16 protein-coding genes are annotated in these 13,908 nt (G+C 66.2%); 4 read left to right on the top strand and 12 right to left on the bottom strand.

Going from position 1 to position 13,908, the window contains the following annotated elements:
- Positions 1 to 5: 5 nt before the first annotated feature.
- From ACYVHH_RS16380 to mnmG, 6 genes are all read right to left on the bottom strand, one after another.
- Positions 6 to 989 (bottom strand): ParB/RepB/Spo0J family partition protein, encoded by a 984-nt coding sequence (locus ACYVHH_RS16380; RefSeq protein WP_460566243.1) that lies wholly within the window; start codon positions 987 to 989, stop codon positions 6 to 8.
- A 35-nt stretch (positions 990 to 1,024) separates the two neighbouring features.
- On the bottom strand, positions 1,025 to 1,570 hold the full coding sequence (locus ACYVHH_RS16375) for an RBBP9/YdeN family alpha/beta hydrolase (protein WP_460566242.1): 546 nt from the start codon (positions 1,568 to 1,570) through the stop codon (positions 1,025 to 1,027).
- A gap of 7 nt (positions 1,571 to 1,577) precedes the next feature.
- Positions 1,578 to 2,348, bottom strand: a complete 771-nt coding sequence (locus tag ACYVHH_RS16370; protein ID WP_460566241.1) for a ParA family protein — start codon at positions 2,346 to 2,348, stop codon at positions 1,578 to 1,580.
- Between the two features lie 18 nt (positions 2,349 to 2,366).
- Complete coding sequence (locus ACYVHH_RS16365) at positions 2,367 to 2,981, bottom strand: LysE family transporter (protein ID WP_460566240.1); 615 nt, start codon at positions 2,979 to 2,981, stop codon at positions 2,367 to 2,369.
- Positions 2,982 to 3,693: 712 nt separating this feature from the next.
- Positions 3,694 to 4,365 (bottom strand): 16S rRNA (guanine(527)-N(7))-methyltransferase RsmG, encoded by a 672-nt coding sequence (rsmG, locus tag ACYVHH_RS16360; protein WP_460566239.1) that lies wholly within the window; start codon positions 4,363 to 4,365, stop codon positions 3,694 to 3,696.
- A complete protein-coding gene (mnmG, locus tag ACYVHH_RS16355; protein WP_460566238.1) occupies positions 4,362 to 6,368 on the bottom strand; it encodes a tRNA uridine-5-carboxymethylaminomethyl(34) synthesis enzyme MnmG in 2,007 nt (668 codons plus the stop codon). The genes rsmG and mnmG overlap by 4 nt, the downstream gene beginning before the upstream one ends.
- A gap of 108 nt (positions 6,369 to 6,476) precedes the next feature.
- Here mnmG and ACYVHH_RS16350 point away from each other — a divergent pair, with 108 nt between their 5' ends.
- Positions 6,477 to 6,782 carry a YkgJ family cysteine cluster protein gene (locus ACYVHH_RS16350; protein WP_460566237.1) on the top strand — a complete coding sequence of 102 codons (306 nt, stop codon included), beginning with the start codon at positions 6,477 to 6,479 and terminating at the stop codon, positions 6,780 to 6,782.
- A gap of 3 nt (positions 6,783 to 6,785) precedes the next feature.
- On the opposite strand, the gene ACYVHH_RS16345 is transcribed toward ACYVHH_RS16350, so the two are convergent.
- From ACYVHH_RS16345 to ACYVHH_RS16330, 4 genes are read right to left on the bottom strand one after another with little or no spacing between them, the layout of a single operon-like run.
- Positions 6,786 to 7,097 (bottom strand): hypothetical protein, encoded by a 312-nt coding sequence (locus ACYVHH_RS16345; protein WP_460566236.1) that lies wholly within the window; start codon positions 7,095 to 7,097, stop codon positions 6,786 to 6,788.
- 21 nt (positions 7,098 to 7,118) lie between these two features.
- A complete protein-coding gene (locus tag ACYVHH_RS16340) occupies positions 7,119 to 7,685 on the bottom strand; it encodes a YceI family protein (protein WP_460566235.1) in 567 nt (188 codons plus the stop codon).
- Positions 7,686 to 7,727: 42 nt separating this feature from the next.
- A complete protein-coding gene (locus ACYVHH_RS16335) occupies positions 7,728 to 8,303 on the bottom strand; it encodes a YceI family protein (protein ID WP_460566234.1) in 576 nt (191 codons plus the stop codon).
- Positions 8,304 to 8,338: 35 nt separating this feature from the next.
- A complete protein-coding gene (locus ACYVHH_RS16330) occupies positions 8,339 to 8,902 on the bottom strand; it encodes a cytochrome b (protein ID WP_460566233.1) in 564 nt (187 codons plus the stop codon).
- A gap of 151 nt (positions 8,903 to 9,053) precedes the next feature.
- On the opposite strand from ACYVHH_RS16330, the gene ACYVHH_RS16325 reads away from it, so the two are divergent.
- Entirely contained in the window at positions 9,054 to 9,737 is a 684-nt protein-coding gene (locus ACYVHH_RS16325) for a Crp/Fnr family transcriptional regulator (RefSeq protein ID WP_460566232.1), read from the top strand.
- A gap of 77 nt (positions 9,738 to 9,814) precedes the next feature.
- Complete coding sequence (locus tag ACYVHH_RS16320) at positions 9,815 to 10,006, top strand: YgaP family membrane protein (protein ID WP_460566231.1); 192 nt, start codon at positions 9,815 to 9,817, stop codon at positions 10,004 to 10,006.
- Between the two features lie 19 nt (positions 10,007 to 10,025).
- Here ACYVHH_RS16320 and ACYVHH_RS16315 read toward each other — a convergent pair whose 3' ends face one another.
- The gene (locus ACYVHH_RS16315) at positions 10,026 to 10,775 is read right to left on the bottom strand and encodes a BUD32 family EKC/KEOPS complex subunit (RefSeq protein ID WP_460566230.1); all 750 of its coding nucleotides are present in this window, start codon (positions 10,773 to 10,775) and stop codon (positions 10,026 to 10,028) included.
- 97 nt (positions 10,776 to 10,872) lie between these two features.
- Between ACYVHH_RS16315 and ACYVHH_RS16310 the strand changes: the two genes are divergently transcribed.
- Positions 10,873 to 12,009: an alkene reductase gene (locus ACYVHH_RS16310; RefSeq protein WP_460566229.1), complete on the top strand. Its 1,137-nt coding sequence runs from the start codon at positions 10,873 to 10,875 to the stop codon at positions 12,007 to 12,009.
- Here the strand turns inward: ACYVHH_RS16310 and ACYVHH_RS16305 are convergent.
- Complete coding sequence (locus ACYVHH_RS16305; RefSeq protein ID WP_460566228.1) at positions 11,991 to 13,775, bottom strand: putative bifunctional diguanylate cyclase/phosphodiesterase; 1,785 nt, start codon at positions 13,773 to 13,775, stop codon at positions 11,991 to 11,993. The genes ACYVHH_RS16310 and ACYVHH_RS16305 overlap by 19 nt on opposite strands.
- Between the last annotated feature and the right edge of the window lie 133 nt (positions 13,776 to 13,908).

Raw genomic sequence — 13,908 nt, 5'->3', positions numbered from 1 at the left:
CGGGGTCAGCCGGCCAGACTGCGCAGCCGTTCGATCAGGCCGTTGAGTTCGTCCAGCGAACCGAACTGGATGGCCAGCTCGCCCATGTCCTCGACACGGCCGTGGCGCTTGACGCGCTTTTTCACGCGCACTTCCACCTCAGCAGTCAGCAGGTCGGACAGCTCTTCCTCCACCCGGCGGATGTCGCGCGACTTTTCCTTCTTCGGCTTTTGCGGAGTGAGCGCAAACTCCGCACCCAGCTTCTTCACCAGGTTCTCGGCCTCGCGCACCGACATGGCCTTGGCGCTGATCTGGTTGGCTGCGGTGATCTGCGCCGCCTTGTCCAGCGACAGCAGGGCACGCGCATGGCCCATGTCGATGTCGCCAGCCATCAGCATGGTCTGCACCGGCTCGGCCAGGTTGAGCAGGCGCAGCAGGTTGCTGGCGGCGCTGCGCGAACGCCCCACGGCCTGTGCTGCCTGTTCGTGAGTGAGTCCAAACTCACGCACCAGGCGTTGCAAACCCTGAGCTTCTTCCAGAGGGTTCAGGTCTTCGCGCTGGATGTTTTCGATCAGCGCCATGGCGGCGGCGGACTCGTTGGGCACGTCGCGCACCAGCACGGGCACGCTTTCCAGCCCCGCCAGGCGGGACGCGCGGAAGCGCCGCTCCCCGGCAATGATCTCGTACACCGGACGCGCGCCACGCGGCGTGGTCGGCAGCCCCTGCTGGGCTTGCAAGGCCGCCAGGCGGCGCTCGCCCTCGGCGTCGTCCAGGCGCCGCACCAGAATGGGCTGCATGATGCCCTGGGCCTTGATGCTTTCGGCCAGCTCGTACAGCGCGCCCTCGTCCATGCGCGTGCGCGGCTGGTAGGTGCCGGGCACCAGGTCGGTCAGCGCCAGGGTGGACGGCACGTCCGCCGTCAGGCTGTCCAGGCTGGTGGCGTCGTCCAGGCGGGGGCCCAGCAGCGCTTCCAGGCCGCGACCGAGTCCTTTGGGTTTTTTGGTGACCATGTGTGGGGTTTCCTGTGTGTCCTTGGTGAGCGGCTTCAGTCTGTATGAATATCCAGCCAAGGCTGGATCAACGCCAGCCCTTCGGGCCAGTCGCCCAGGCCGGATTCAGCGTTGATATGCCCGCGCTCACCCATGTCGATGAAATGGCTGCCCCAGTCGCGGGCCAAGCCTTCGGCCCGCTCGAAGCGGCAATAGGGGTCGTTGCGGCTGCCCAGCAAGGTGCTGGGGAACGGTAGCGGTTGGCGTACGATGGGCGCCCAGCCCGGCAGCATGGGCGCCAGGTCGGGGTGCTCCACGTCGCCGGGCGCCACCAGCAGGGCACCGCGCACGCGGTGGGTGTGGCGCGAAAAACTCGCCCACGCGGCGGTGAGGATGCAGCCCAGGCTGTGCGCCACCAGCACCACCGGCGCGGGGCTGTCCACCACCACCTCTTCCAGCCGCGCCAGCCAGTCGCCCCGGCGGGGGGTCATCCAGTCGTGCTGCTCCACCCGCTGGAAGCCGTGCAGGGCTTCCCAGCGGCTTTGCCAATGTTCGGGCCCGCTGCTTTGCCAGCCGGGCAGTGTCAATACCTGTGCTTTCATGGCCGACTCACAAGCGCTGGATGCGTTCGACCATTTCCTTGGCAAAGTCCACGAAGGCCTTGCTGCCACGCGCGGCCGGGTCGAACACCACGCCGGGCAGGCCGTAACTGGGTGCCTCGGCCAGCCGCACGTTGCGCGGGATCACGGTGTCGAACACCTTGTCGCCGAAGCGCTCTTTCAACTGGTCGCTCACCTGCTGCTGCAGGGTGATGCGGGGGTCAAACATCACGCGCAATAGGCCAATCACCTTGAGGTCGCGGTTCAGGTTGGCATGCACCTGCTTGATGGTGTTGACCAGATCGGCCAGCCCTTCCAGCGCAAAGTACTCGCACTGCATGGGCACGATCACGCCGTTGGCCGCGCACAAGCCGTTGAGGGTGAGCATGGACAGGGAGGGCGGACAGTCGATGAGGACGAAGTCGTAGTCGGCGTCCACGTCGGCCAGGCCCTGCTTCAGGCGCTTTTCGCGCTGCTCCAACTCCACCAGTTCCACCTCGGCACCGGCCAGCTCGCGGTTGGCACCCAGCACGTGGTAACCGCAGCTCTCGGACCGTACCGCCGCCTCGGCCACGCTGGCCGACCCAAGCAGCACGTCGTACACGCTGAGCTTGAGATCGCGCTTGTTGATGCCCGAGCCCATGGTGGCGTTGCCCTGGGGGTCAAGGTCGATCATCAGCACGCGCTGGCCCACCTTGGCCAGCCCGGCCGCCAGGTTGACCGTGGTGGTGGTTTTGCCGACGCCGCCTTTCTGGTTGGCGATGCAGAAGATCTTGGCCATGTGCGCAGAAGGTTGTGGTTATTTGGACAAGGCCAGCTTGACGCCAAAGCCGATGAGGAAGATACCCGCGAGCTTGTTGAGCCAGCCGGTAACGCGCGGGTTGGCACGCAGGCGTTCGGCCAGGTGATGCGTGAGCAGCACAACAATCAGCCCGTACAGGAAGGTGAGCGCGGCGATGGTGGCGGCCATCACACCGAAGGTGAGCAGGCCCTGGTGGCGGGCCGGGTCCACGAACAGCGGGAAGAAGGCCATGTAGAAGACGATGGCCTTGGGGTTGAGCAGGGTGATGGTGAAGGCCTGGCGAAAATATTGGCGCGGCTTGATCTGCAGCACGGGGGCGTCACCGGGCTTGGCGGTGAGCAACTTGAAGCCCAGCCAGGCCAGGTAAGCGGCGCCCAGCCATTGCACGGCGTGGAAGGCAGCGGGGTAGGCGGCGAGCATGGTGGCCACGCCAGCCACGGCCATCCACATGAGCACCTGATCACCAGCGATGACGCCCATGGTGGCGGCCAGGCCACCGGCCACCCTGCCCTTGCTGGTGGACGTGACGAGGGCCAGGTTACCCGGGCCAGGGATGGCGAGGAAAAGGATGATGGCGGCGACGAAGGCGCCGTAGTCGGCCACACCGAACATGATGGGGGTTCTTTCTCTCGTGGGGAACGTCACCCTCCCTCGTGCGGCGGGGCGACAGCGCAGGGTCTGAGTTTACGTGCTTTCGTTCGGGTGTTGGCGGTGAGGTTTGCGCTGCGGTATGCGCTTGCGTGGCTTGGGGGTGTTTGCCGCGAGTTGTTGACGGCTCAAGGCGTGTGCGCCCAGGGGCTGGCGCTTCAACGAGGCGGCCGGTGCGCAGCACCGGCTTCCCTGCGATGCTCGATGCCGTGGCCACGCGGCGGAACTCGCTTCGTTCGCTTTGCTCACTGCGCTCAAACAGCCGCCGCAAGCTAGATGACGAAGCGCGCTCACGCGCGCTGGCCACGGCCTCTGCGCTTCTCGGCACCTCGCAAGGCGCGCCAGCCCCTGGGCACACACGCCTTGACAGAAGCACTGCTGGCACACCAACGGTTGCGTTCCAACGTTCTTGGTAGCTGCGGCAGGCCTGGCCCTGTGGGGGCGATTTCTGTGGCGGCTGTGGCCACCTGTCTGGGGCCGGGCGCGCTTTAGCGCGCTTCGTAACTGACTTGCGGCGGCTGTTTGAGCGGAGCGCTGCAAGCGCGCAGCGAGTTCCGCCGCACCGGCCCCAGGCAGGTGGGCGCAGCGGAGTCGGCGCCAAAGGCGCCGACCGTCACAGTATGAGCCCCCGCAGGGCCAGGCCTGCCGCAGCAAGCGAGGTACATGCAATAAGCGGTCAAGCAGCCCGAGCCGGCCGCCGCATCCACACAATGCACCGCTCCGCATCCAGCCCCGGTACGGTCAACGGTTCCACGTGAAACACTTCCACCCCGGCAGGCAAAGCAGCCATCTCGTCCTGCGGCACCTTGCCCTTCATGGCCATCCAAACACCCTGCTCTGCCAGCGCCCCGGCCGACCACTGCGTAAAGTCCACCAGCGACGCAAACGCCCGCGACGTCACCACGTCAAAAGGTTGCGTCAAGGACTCCACCCGGGCATGCACCCCATGCAGGTTGGGCAAGCGCAGGGCCGCAGCCACCTGTTGAATGAACAGCGCCTTCTTGGCCACCGTGTCCACACAGCTCACGTCCAGTTCAGGGCAAGTGATGGCAAGCACCACGCCAGGCAAACCGGCACCGGAACCCACATCCAGCAAGCGCGGCTGGGCATCCCTTTGAGCCAGGTGTTGCGCCAGATGCCGCCGCAACGACTGCACCACTGCCAGACTGTCCAGCAGGTGGTGGGTCAGCATCTCCTGCGGATCACGCAGGGCCGTGAGGTTATAGACGCGGTTCCACTTGGCTACCCAGTCCTGGTAGGCCAGCAGCGTCTGGAGCTGGGCTTCCGTCAGTTCCAGCCCAAGGCTGGCCACGCCAGCGCGCAGCCCGGCTTCCAGTGGGTGCGTCATGCCGCCACCGCCTCGTCGGCATCGGCAGGGCCGTTGAAGCCTTTGAACTTGCCGCGCTTCAGGTGAATCAGCAACAACGAGATGGTTGCAGGCGTGATGCCCGAGATGCGGGATGCCTGGCCCAGCGTCTCGGGGCGATGCTTGTTCAGCTTCTGTCGTGCTTCAATGCTCAGCGCCGCCACCTGCATGTAATCCAGGTCGGCAGGCAGCTTCAGGTTTTCGTAATAGGCGGCGCGCTCCACCTCGTCGCGCTGGCGGTCGATGTAGCCCGCGTACTTGGCGGCAATCTCCACTTGCTCCAGCACCGGCTCGTACAGGTCACCAAGCGTTTCACGTGAAACAGACACTGCGGCGTTCTTGGCGCCCTCTTTCACCACGGGCTGGAAACGCCCGCCTTCCATGGACATCAAATCCGCATAGGCCACACCGGGGCGGCGCAGCAGGTCGAACAGGTTGTACTCCCGCTCAATGGCCTTGCCCAGGACGCGCTCCGCCTCGGCGGCAGAGAGGATGCGTGGATTCACCCAGGTGGACTTCAGGCGCTCTGTTTCACGTGAAACAGCATCGCGCTTGCGGTTGAAGGCATCCCAACGCTCGTCGTCGACCAGGCCCATGCGGCGGCCAGCTTCGGTCAGGCGCATGTCGGCATTGTCTTCGCGCAGTTGCAGACGGAACTCGGCCCTGCTGGTGAACATGCGGTAGGGTTCGGTCACACCCTTGGTGATCAGGTCATCCACCAACACGCCCAAGTAGGCTTCGTCGCGCTGCGGGCACCACGGCCCTTCACCCCGCACCTGCAGAGCGGCGTTGACGCCCGCGAACAGGCCCTGCGCCGCAGCCTCTTCGTAGCCGGTGGTGCCGTTGATCTGCCCGGCAAAGAACAGGCCGTGGATGGCCTTGGTCTCGAAGCTGCTCTTCAGTTCGCGCGGGTCGAAGTAGTCATACTCGATGGCGTAACCCGGGCGCAGGATGTGCGCGTTCTCCAGCCCGGGAATGCTGCGCACCAGGGCGTACTGGATGTCGAACGGCAGGCTGGTGGAAATACCGTTGGGGTAGAACTCGTTGGTGGTCAGACCTTCGGGCTCCAGGAAGATCTGGTGGCTGTCCTTGTCGGCAAAGCGGTTGATCTTGTCTTCCACGCTGGGGCAGTAGCGCGGCCCCACCCCTTCGATCTTGCCCGTGAACATGGGGCTGCGGTCAAAGCCGGAGCGGATGATTTCGTGCGTGCGCTCGTTGGTGTGGGTGATCCAGCAGGGCAACTGGCGCGGATGCATGTCGGCGCGGCCCATGAAGCTGAACACCGGCACTGGGCGGTCGGCCGTATCGGAACCGGGCATGCCGTCACCCGGCTGTTCGGTGCACTTGGAAAAGTCGATGGTGCGGCCGTCCAGGCGCGGCGGGGTGCCCGTCTTCAGGCGGCCCTGCGGCAGCTTCAGCTCCTTCAACCGGGCCGACAGACTCACCGCTGGCGGGTCGCCCGCGCGGCCACCGGAATAGTTGTTCAACCCGACGTGGATCTTGCCATCCAGGAAGGTGCCTGCCGTGAGCACCACGGCACGGCCCCGGAAGCGGATGCCCACCTGGGTGACAGTGCCCACCACCTTGTCGCCTTCCACCATCAGGTCGTCCACGGCCTGCTGGAACAGCGTCAGGTTGGGCTGGTTCTCCAGACGGCGGCGGATGGCGGCCTTGTACAGGATGCGGTCGGCCTGGGCGCGGGTGGCGCGCACCGCTGGGCCCTTGGAACTGTTAAGGATGCGGAACTGGATGCCGCCTTCGTCCGTGGCAATGCCCATGGCACCGCCCAGCGCGTCCACCTCTTTGACCAGGTGGCCCTTGCCGATGCCACCGATGGATGGGTTGCAGCTCATCTGCCCCAACGTCTCGATGTTGTGGCTGAGCAGCAGGGTCTGGCAACCCATGCGGGCAGCGGCCAGGGCGGCCTCCGTCCCGGCGTGGCCGCCGCCAACGACGATCACATCAAATTCCTGGGGGTACAACATGGCAGGGGGTATCCGTGGGGCCGGCGCGCGGGGGCCCAAAACAAGAAACCAGCGCAACGGGCGCCGGTAAACCCTTGATTTTACTTGAATGGCCTGTTTTGCGTGACAATGCCTGCCATGTCCGCCCCCTTTCCCGACCAAGGCATTCACCGCTGGAGCTGCCGCAGCGGCTGCGCTGCCTGCTGCATCGAGCCGTCGATCAGCAGCCCGCTGCCCGGCCTGCCCCAGGGAAAGCCAGCGGGTGTACCCTGCCCGCACCTGGACACCGACCTGCGCTGCCAGCTTTTCGGGTTACCCGAACGCCCTGCGGTGTGCTCTGGCCTGCAGCCGTCGTTCGAGATGTGCGGGCCAACGCGGGGGCACGCCCTGCATTACCTCAGGCGGCTGGAGCGGGACACCTCCCCGGGGGCTTGATATTCACCCCAGCCCAAAGCGCCGCTCAAAGGCTTCGGCAAAACCGGCATTGCCTGAAAGTGTGAGGGTCAGCAGCACGCGCCCGTCGTCGTCCTGCTCGCTGCGGTCAAAGTCCCAGACCGCGCCTTCTTCCACCGGGCCCTGCATGCCGGGGAAGGCAGCCTGCGCCCAAGCCAACACCGCATCGATCTCTGCGCGCACGGCGGCTTGGGCATCAGACCGCACGCTGGCCATCGCATCGAAGGTGACGGTGCCCAGCGTGTCTTCACTGCGGTCGAAATCGAGGTAGCTCAGCGTCATGGTGACGGCGAGCATACCTCGTTCAACCCATGGCCATCACTGCTTGACGGCTTCGGCCTGGATCACCAGGCGCACGTTCTTCGGGAAGCCCCAGTCCACGCCGTAGTTCATGCCGAAAGCGGTGCGGTCGATGGTGGTTTCGAAGTCGCCCCCACACACTTCGCGCTTGAGCATGGGGTTGTCGTAGCAGTTGAACTGGCTGGCCTTCAGCGTCACGGGCTGGGTCTTGCCCAGCAGCGTCAGCTGGCCCTGCACCTCGGCCACCTTGTCGCCGTTGAACACCAGCTTGTCGGACACGAAGCGAGCCTTGGGGTGCTTGGCAGCATCGAACAGGTCAGCGCTCTGCAGGTGCTTGTCGAAAGCCGCCGTGCCGGTGTTGATGGAAGCGATGTCGATGGTGATGTCCACCTTGCCGGTCTTGGCCGCGCGGTCGAACTGGATGGTGCCTTCCTTCTTGTCGAAGCGGCCACGGTTGGTGGACGTGCCGAAGTGGCCGATCTCGAAGGTCACGAAGGTGTGGGTCGGATCGACGGCGTAGTCGGCAGCGTGGGCGGCACCGAGGGACAGGGTTGCGGCGGCGATGGCGGCCAGGGTCTTGCGCATGGATGAAACTCCGTGAGTTGAAGGTTGAGGGGAAAGGAAAAATCAGAGCTTGCCGACGCCGTTGAGGGCGATCTTGAAGCGGACCTGCACGTCGTCAGCCACCATGGAGGTGTCCGACCACTCGTTTTCGCCGATCTTGAAGGTCAGGCGTTTGATGGGAAAGCTGCCCGTGGCGGTGGTGACGCCAGACGGACCTGACGGCTGGGCCAGCGTGACGGGCACGACCACGTCGCTGCTGGCACCCTTGATGGTGAGCTTGCCCGCCACCTCGAACTTGCCCTGCCCCAGCGCCTTGACACTGCTGGACTGGAAGGTGGCCTGCGGGAAGCGTGCAGTGTTGAACCACACGGGCTTGGGCAGCTCGGCGTCGGTCTCGCGCACGCCCAGGGTGGCGCTGGCCACGTCCACGGTGAAGGCAATCTTGCTGGATGCGGGCTTGGCAGGGTCGAACGCGACTTGCGCCTCAAACTTGCGGAAGCGCCCTTCCACGGGCACGCCCATCTGGCGGCTGACGAAGACGATTTCGCTCTGCGCGGGCACCAGTTGTTGCTGCGCCCACGCAGGCGCGGCCACGGCGGCCAGGAGGCTGGCACCGGCCAGCCAATGCGATGGTTTCATGTGAAACATTCCTTGTTAAATCAGAAAACGGGGTGTCAGGCGCGGCCCAGCGACATGCGGGAAAGCAGTCCGTCGCGGTCGACAATGGCGTGCTTGAGGGCGCCCGCCACGTGCAACACCACCAGGGCTGCCATGGCGTAGGCGGCCCAGCCGTGCCAGGGCTTGATGAGCTCGGCCAGTTCCGGACTCACAGGCACAAAATCAGGCAGGGGCAGCACGCCGAAGAGGACAATGGGAAAACCCGCCGCCGAGCTGTAGGCCCAGCCCAGCAGGGGCACGGCAAAGAACAGCAGGTACAGGCCAGCATGAGTGGCATGGTGCGCAGTGCGCTGCCAGGCGGGCATGGTGCGCAGCACCGCGTCAGGCAAGGCAGGCGGGCGCTTGGCAAGGCGCCACAGCAGGCGCAGCAGCGATAGCGTCAGCACCACCACACCGGCCCACTTGTGCCAGTTGTAGAGCTTGAGGCGCTGCGGCGAGAACGGCAGGTCAACCATGTACAGGCCAACGGCGAACAGCCCGATCAGGACCAGGCCCAGCAACCAGTGCATCAGCACGGCGACCGGGTGGTACTTGCCGGTAGAGGATGGAGAGGAGGACATGGGCGAAAGTTTAGGGAGCTGCGCCGGGCACGACTCCCGGGTGGCTTGAACTCAACGTTCTAATTTTTTGAATTCAATGCCCCCTAAACGTCAAAAGTCACGACATATGACGCCCCGGAGGGCCACAGGTTCCCTGCCTACAATGAAAGATATGCAAGCTCCCCACCCGGAACGGCTGCTCGCCGCCTACCCTGCCCTGGCTGGCCTGGAAGACCAGGTTGCCGCGCTGCCCTGTCACGGTGTGCCTGCCGGCACACCGCTGTTCCGCGAGAACGACGCCTGCCAGGGCTTTCCCATGGTGCTGGCGGGCGAGGTACGCGTTTCGCGCGGCAGCCCGGGCGGGCGGGAACTGGAGCTGTACCGCGTGCAGGCCGGGGAGATGTGCCTGGTGTCGTCCGCCAGCCTGTTTGCCGGACAGGCTCTGTCGGCGCGTGGGGTGACGACATCGTCCACCGAACTGGTGCTGCTGCCACCGCCGCTGTTCCGCCAGGCCATGGCCCACGAGCCCTTCCGCGACTTCGTGCTCGGACTGTTCGCCGCGCGCATGGCCGACCTGACGGCGCTGATCGAGTCCGTGGCCTTTCAGCGCCTGGACAGCCGCCTGGCCGGTGCCCTGCTGGGACACGGCCCCCAGGTGCACACCACGCACCAGGCGCTGGCCGACGAGCTCGGCACCGTGCGCGAGATCGTGACGCGCCTGCTGCGCCGCTTCGAGCGCGAAGGCATGGTTGAACTCTCTCGCGAATGCATCACCATCCGCGACAGCGCGGCCCTGCGAGCGCTGGCCACCGGCCACCCCGGCCAGCAGGAAACCCTGGTCACACCGGCTGTGTGACCTCGGTCACAGAAGAACCCGCAGGGAAACGGTCCAATCCAGGTTCAACGCTTCAACGTTTCCTCAAGGAGAAGACCATGACCAAGAACGTCGGCGGCATCGACCGCATCCTGCGCATCGTCGCCGGTATCGTCCTCATTGCCCTGGCAGCCACGGGCACCGTGGGCCTGTGGGGCTACATTGGCGTGGTGCCGCTGCTCACCGGGCTGGTTGGCTGGTGTCCGCCCTATGCCATCTTTGGCTGGAACACCTGCAAGACCAGGCAGTGAGCCACTTGGCGGACCGCCCTCAGGCCGGGAGCGATTCGTCCACAAACGCCTGCATGCCCGCCAGCACGGTGCGCAGGCGCTTGACCTCGCGCGAGCCGTCCAGGCGGCGTGACCAGGCGGCCCAGCGCGACACCCGCGCCAAGCGGGGCAACAAGGGCCGCAGGAAGGCCCTCAGATCGATGGGCGGACCAGCCTTGGCATAAGCCTGCAGGACGGTGTGCACGGCCTGCGGCCCCAGATCGGCCAGGGTGCGCGCCAGCGAAAACACCAGCTGCAGCATGTCGTAGCCCTGCACTGTGGCCAGCGGCAAGGCCGGGCAAAGCTGCTCCTCAAAATCCAGCCGGGCAAAGTGCTCGCCGTCCCACGTCATGTTGCGGGCCTGGGCGCCGCCATGCCACTGGCCGCGTGCGTGGAACGCCGCCAGGTCGGCGCTGGCAGCAGCCAGCAACCGCAGCCGGGCCTCCGGCGTCAAGGTGGCCAGACACTCGTCCAGCGTGGGGCCGATGTCCCCCGTCACCAGGGCCGTGCCGTCAAAAGCCAGCACCGGGGGCACCTTTTCGCCAGCCGCGGCCAGCGCCAGCAGCCGCTGGTGCTCGTAGGCCAGCAGCCTGGCGCCGTCGGCCTGGCGCACCGCGGCCCAGGGCACCGCCACCCCCACAAAACGTGAAAACACCCAGATAGCCAACGACTTGCGCCAGCTGCGCAAGGGCCGGCGGGCAGACTTGGTCCAGCTGAGCGGACGCGTGGGTGGTGTGTTGACGGAAGTCATGGGCAAGGCGACCGATTATGCAGGAGGCGCACGCATACCACACCCTTGACGCCCCCATGACAGCACAGCCATCCATGGCGTGCCTATGATCGTACGCATGCAAACCCCTACCCTTTTCGACCCCATCCAGGTGGGCGCCTGGACCCTGCCGAACCGCGTGGTGATGGCGCCCCTGACCCGCAACCGCGCCCCTGGCCAGGTACCGACACCACTGATGGCCACGTACTACGCCCAGCGTGCCCGCCGGGACCAGGGCGCGGGCCTCATCATCACCGAAGCCACGCCCATCTGCCCCGAGGGCCACGGCTATGCCGACACGCCCGGCATCCACACACCGCAACAGGTGCAGGCCTGGCAGACCGTGACAGAGGCCGTGCACCGCGAGGGCGGGCACATCGTGGTGCAACTGTGGCATGTGGGCCGCATTTCCCACGTGGACCTGCAGCCGGGCGGCCAGCCGCCCGTGGCGCCATCGGCCATTCGCGCCAACGCCAAGACCTACCTGATCCGCGAAGAGAACGGCCAGCGCGTGGGCAGTTTCGTGGACACGTCCGAACCTCGCGCTCTGCGTCTGGACGAACTGCCGGGCATCGTGCAAAGCTTCCGCCAGGCGGCGCGCAACGCGGTTGAAGCGGGCTTTGACGGCATCGAAATCCATGCGGCCAACGGCTACCTGCTGGACCAGTTCCTGCGCAGCGGCTCCAACCAGCGCGACGACGCCTACGGCGGCCCGATCGAAAACCGCGCCCGGCTGCTGCTGGAAGTCATGCAGGCCGTGTGCGAAGACATCGGCGGTGAGCGGGTGGGCATACGCCTGTCGCCCGTGACCCCGGCCAACGACGCCTACGACCCTGCACCGCAACCGCTGTTTGAACACGTGGCACGCCAGCTGGCCCCGCTGAACCTGGCCTACGTGCACGTGATCGAGGGGCAGACCGGCGGCGCGCGCGACTACCAGCAAGGTGAACAACCCTTCGACTACAACGCCCTGCGCCTGGCCTACCGCGACGCTGGCGGACGCGGCGCCTGGATGGTGAACAACGGCTACGACGGCGCACTGGCCAACGGTGTGCTGGGTGAAGGCGCGGACCTGGTGGCCTTTGGCAAGTCCATGATCGCCAACCCCGACCTGACACGCCGCCTGCGCGAAGGCGCCACGCTGAACGCCCCCGACCGCACCACCTTCTACGGCGGTGGCGAGCGCGGCTACACCGACTATCCGGCGATGGCCTGAAGCCGCCAGCCGGCCTTGGCCCGCCTGGCCTCCAGCCATTCGCCCAGCTCGTCGGCGGGCATGGCCTTGGCGGTCAGCCAGCCTTGGTAGGCCTGGCAGTTGTAGGCCCTCAGGAAGGCCAGCTGCTCGTAAGACTCCACGCCCTCGGCCACCACCTCCAAGCCCAGGGTGTGCGCCAGAGCGATGACCGCGCGCACCAGCGTGGCATCGCTTGCCTGCTGGGGCACGTGGCGCACGAACTCACGGTCGATCTTGATGCGCTGGATGGGCAGCACCTTCAGGTACGACAGTGAAGAATGTCCGGTACCGAAATCGTCCAGCGCCAGGCGCACGCCCAGGTCGGCCAGCTGGCTGAGGACTGAGGCGGCCTGCTCGGGCTCGGCCATGGCTTCGGATTCGGTGATCTCCAGCTCGATGTGCTGCGGCTCCACCCCGGTCTGTGCGATCAGTTGTGCCAGGCGCTCACTCAATTTGGGCTGGCGGAACTGCCTTGCCGACAGGTTCACCGCCACCTGCAGGTGAAGCCCCTGCTCCGCCCAGGCGGCCTGCTGGCGGCAGGCGGTCTCCAGCACCCATTCCCCCAGTGCCAGGATCAGGCCCGTGGATTCGGCCACCGGAATGAAGCGGTCCGGCCCCACGTCGCCCAGCACCGGGTCGTGCCAACGCAACAGGGCTTCGACCGACACCACATTGCCGCTGCGCACGTCCACCTGGGGCTGGTAGTGCAGGCGCAGGTGCCCCTCCTTCAATGCCACCTTCAGACGGTCGTGCAGCAGCAGGCGCTCTTCCAGCCGCTGGCCCATCTCGGGCCGGTAGACGGCATAGGTGTTTCGCCCGGCCTCCTTCGCCTGGTACATCGCCATGTCGGCGTAGCGCATGAGGGTTTCCGTGTCGCTGGCGTCACCGGGGAAGCACGCCACGCCGATGGACGCACCCGGCTGCACCTCGTAATCGTGCACGCGGATGGGCTGCCCCAGGACGGCGAGCAGTTTCTGCGCCACCAAGTCCACGTCGCTCGGGTGAGAGATCTCGGACAGCAGCACGGTGAACTCGTCGCCCCCCAGACGGGCCAGGAAATCGCCCGCGCGCAGCACGCTGCGGATGCGCCGCGCCGTCTCCACCAGCACCTGGTCACCAGCGGCATGGCCATGCCCGTCGTTGATGGCCTTGAAGTCGTCCAGATCGAGCAGCAGCAGCGCCATGCCGCGCTGGCGGCGTGCCGACTGGGCCATTGCGTACATCAGCTGCTGCATGAACTGCCAGCGGTTGGCCAGTCCGGTCAACGCGTCATGCGTGGCCTGGAACTGCATCTGCTGCTCCAGCCGCCGAACGCTGGAAATGTCGCGCAGGAAGACCACCGCGCAGGGTTCGTCGCCCATGTGGCAGTGGCCCAGCGCAATGTCCACCGGCAGGGAACTGCCGTCCTGGCGGTGCAGGTGCAGGTTGCCAACCATCCCCATCGCCCTGCGGGACGGGTGGGCAAAGAAGCCATGCATCATCTGATCGTGCCGGGCCCGCATGTGCGGCGGCAACAACATGCTGATGGACTGCCCAACCAGCTGCCCCTTGGCGTGGCCAGAGATCGACTCCATGGCGGCGTTGGCCATCAGTATCGAGCCCTCTCGGTTGACCAGCAGGATGCCATCCGGTGCAGCGTCGATGACCGCGCGCTCCAGAACGGCGCGCTCCGTCTGCAACAGGCGCTCGGCCGAATCGATCAGCGTGGCAGGTATCTGGGACGCGAAGACTGCTGCGTCATTGTTCATGACAGGTCCATCGTGGGCTTGATCGGGATATGGCAACTTCCGTCGTTCGACCAGACCCCCCTTCGGCCCACATCTCACGACACCGGGGCCATTTTGGGCGCAAGGCCTCGCCGGGGGATGGATGACCTAGGGT

It is taken from the genome of Hydrogenophaga aquatica, from assembly GCF_054780915.1.
This window is presented reverse-complemented; position numbering and strand designations above follow the sequence as displayed.

What these genes read in the sequence shown, in the direction of transcription:
- ACYVHH_RS16305 (WP_460566228.1), bottom strand. Translation starts at nt 13,775, where the DNA reads ATGAACAATGACGCAGCAGTCTTCGCGTCCCAGATACCTGCCACGCTG.
- ACYVHH_RS16365 (WP_460566240.1), bottom strand. Translation starts at nt 2,981, where the DNA reads ATGTTCGGTGTGGCCGACTACGGCGCCTTCGTCGCCGCCATCATCCTT.
- ACYVHH_RS16325 (WP_460566232.1), top strand. Translation starts at nt 9,054, where the DNA reads ATGCAAGCTCCCCACCCGGAACGGCTGCTCGCCGCCTACCCTGCCCTG.
- ACYVHH_RS16315 (WP_460566230.1), bottom strand. Translation starts at nt 10,775, where the DNA reads ATGACTTCCGTCAACACACCACCCACGCGTCCGCTCAGCTGGACCAAG.
- ACYVHH_RS16345 (WP_460566236.1), bottom strand. Translation starts at nt 7,097, where the DNA reads ATGCTCGCCGTCACCATGACGCTGAGCTACCTCGATTTCGACCGCAGT.
- ACYVHH_RS16340 (WP_460566235.1), bottom strand. Translation starts at nt 7,685, where the DNA reads ATGCGCAAGACCCTGGCCGCCATCGCCGCCGCAACCCTGTCCCTCGGT.
- ACYVHH_RS16375 (WP_460566242.1), bottom strand. Translation starts at nt 1,570, where the DNA reads ATGAAAGCACAGGTATTGACACTGCCCGGCTGGCAAAGCAGCGGGCCC.
- ACYVHH_RS16370 (WP_460566241.1), bottom strand. Translation starts at nt 2,348, where the DNA reads ATGGCCAAGATCTTCTGCATCGCCAACCAGAAAGGCGGCGTCGGCAAA.
- ACYVHH_RS16320 (WP_460566231.1), top strand. Translation starts at nt 9,815, where the DNA reads ATGACCAAGAACGTCGGCGGCATCGACCGCATCCTGCGCATCGTCGCC.
- ACYVHH_RS16330 (WP_460566233.1), bottom strand. Translation starts at nt 8,902, where the DNA reads ATGTCCTCCTCTCCATCCTCTACCGGCAAGTACCACCCGGTCGCCGTG.
- rsmG (WP_460566239.1), bottom strand. Translation starts at nt 4,365, where the DNA reads ATGACGCACCCACTGGAAGCCGGGCTGCGCGCTGGCGTGGCCAGCCTT.
- ACYVHH_RS16380 (WP_460566243.1), bottom strand. Translation starts at nt 989, where the DNA reads ATGGTCACCAAAAAACCCAAAGGACTCGGTCGCGGCCTGGAAGCGCTG.
- ACYVHH_RS16350 (WP_460566237.1), top strand. Translation starts at nt 6,477, where the DNA reads ATGCCTGCCATGTCCGCCCCCTTTCCCGACCAAGGCATTCACCGCTGG.
- ACYVHH_RS16335 (WP_460566234.1), bottom strand. Translation starts at nt 8,303, where the DNA reads ATGAAACCATCGCATTGGCTGGCCGGTGCCAGCCTCCTGGCCGCCGTG.
- ACYVHH_RS16310 (WP_460566229.1), top strand. Translation starts at nt 10,873, where the DNA reads ATGCAAACCCCTACCCTTTTCGACCCCATCCAGGTGGGCGCCTGGACC.
- mnmG (WP_460566238.1), bottom strand. Translation starts at nt 6,368, where the DNA reads ATGTTGTACCCCCAGGAATTTGATGTGATCGTCGTTGGCGGCGGCCAC.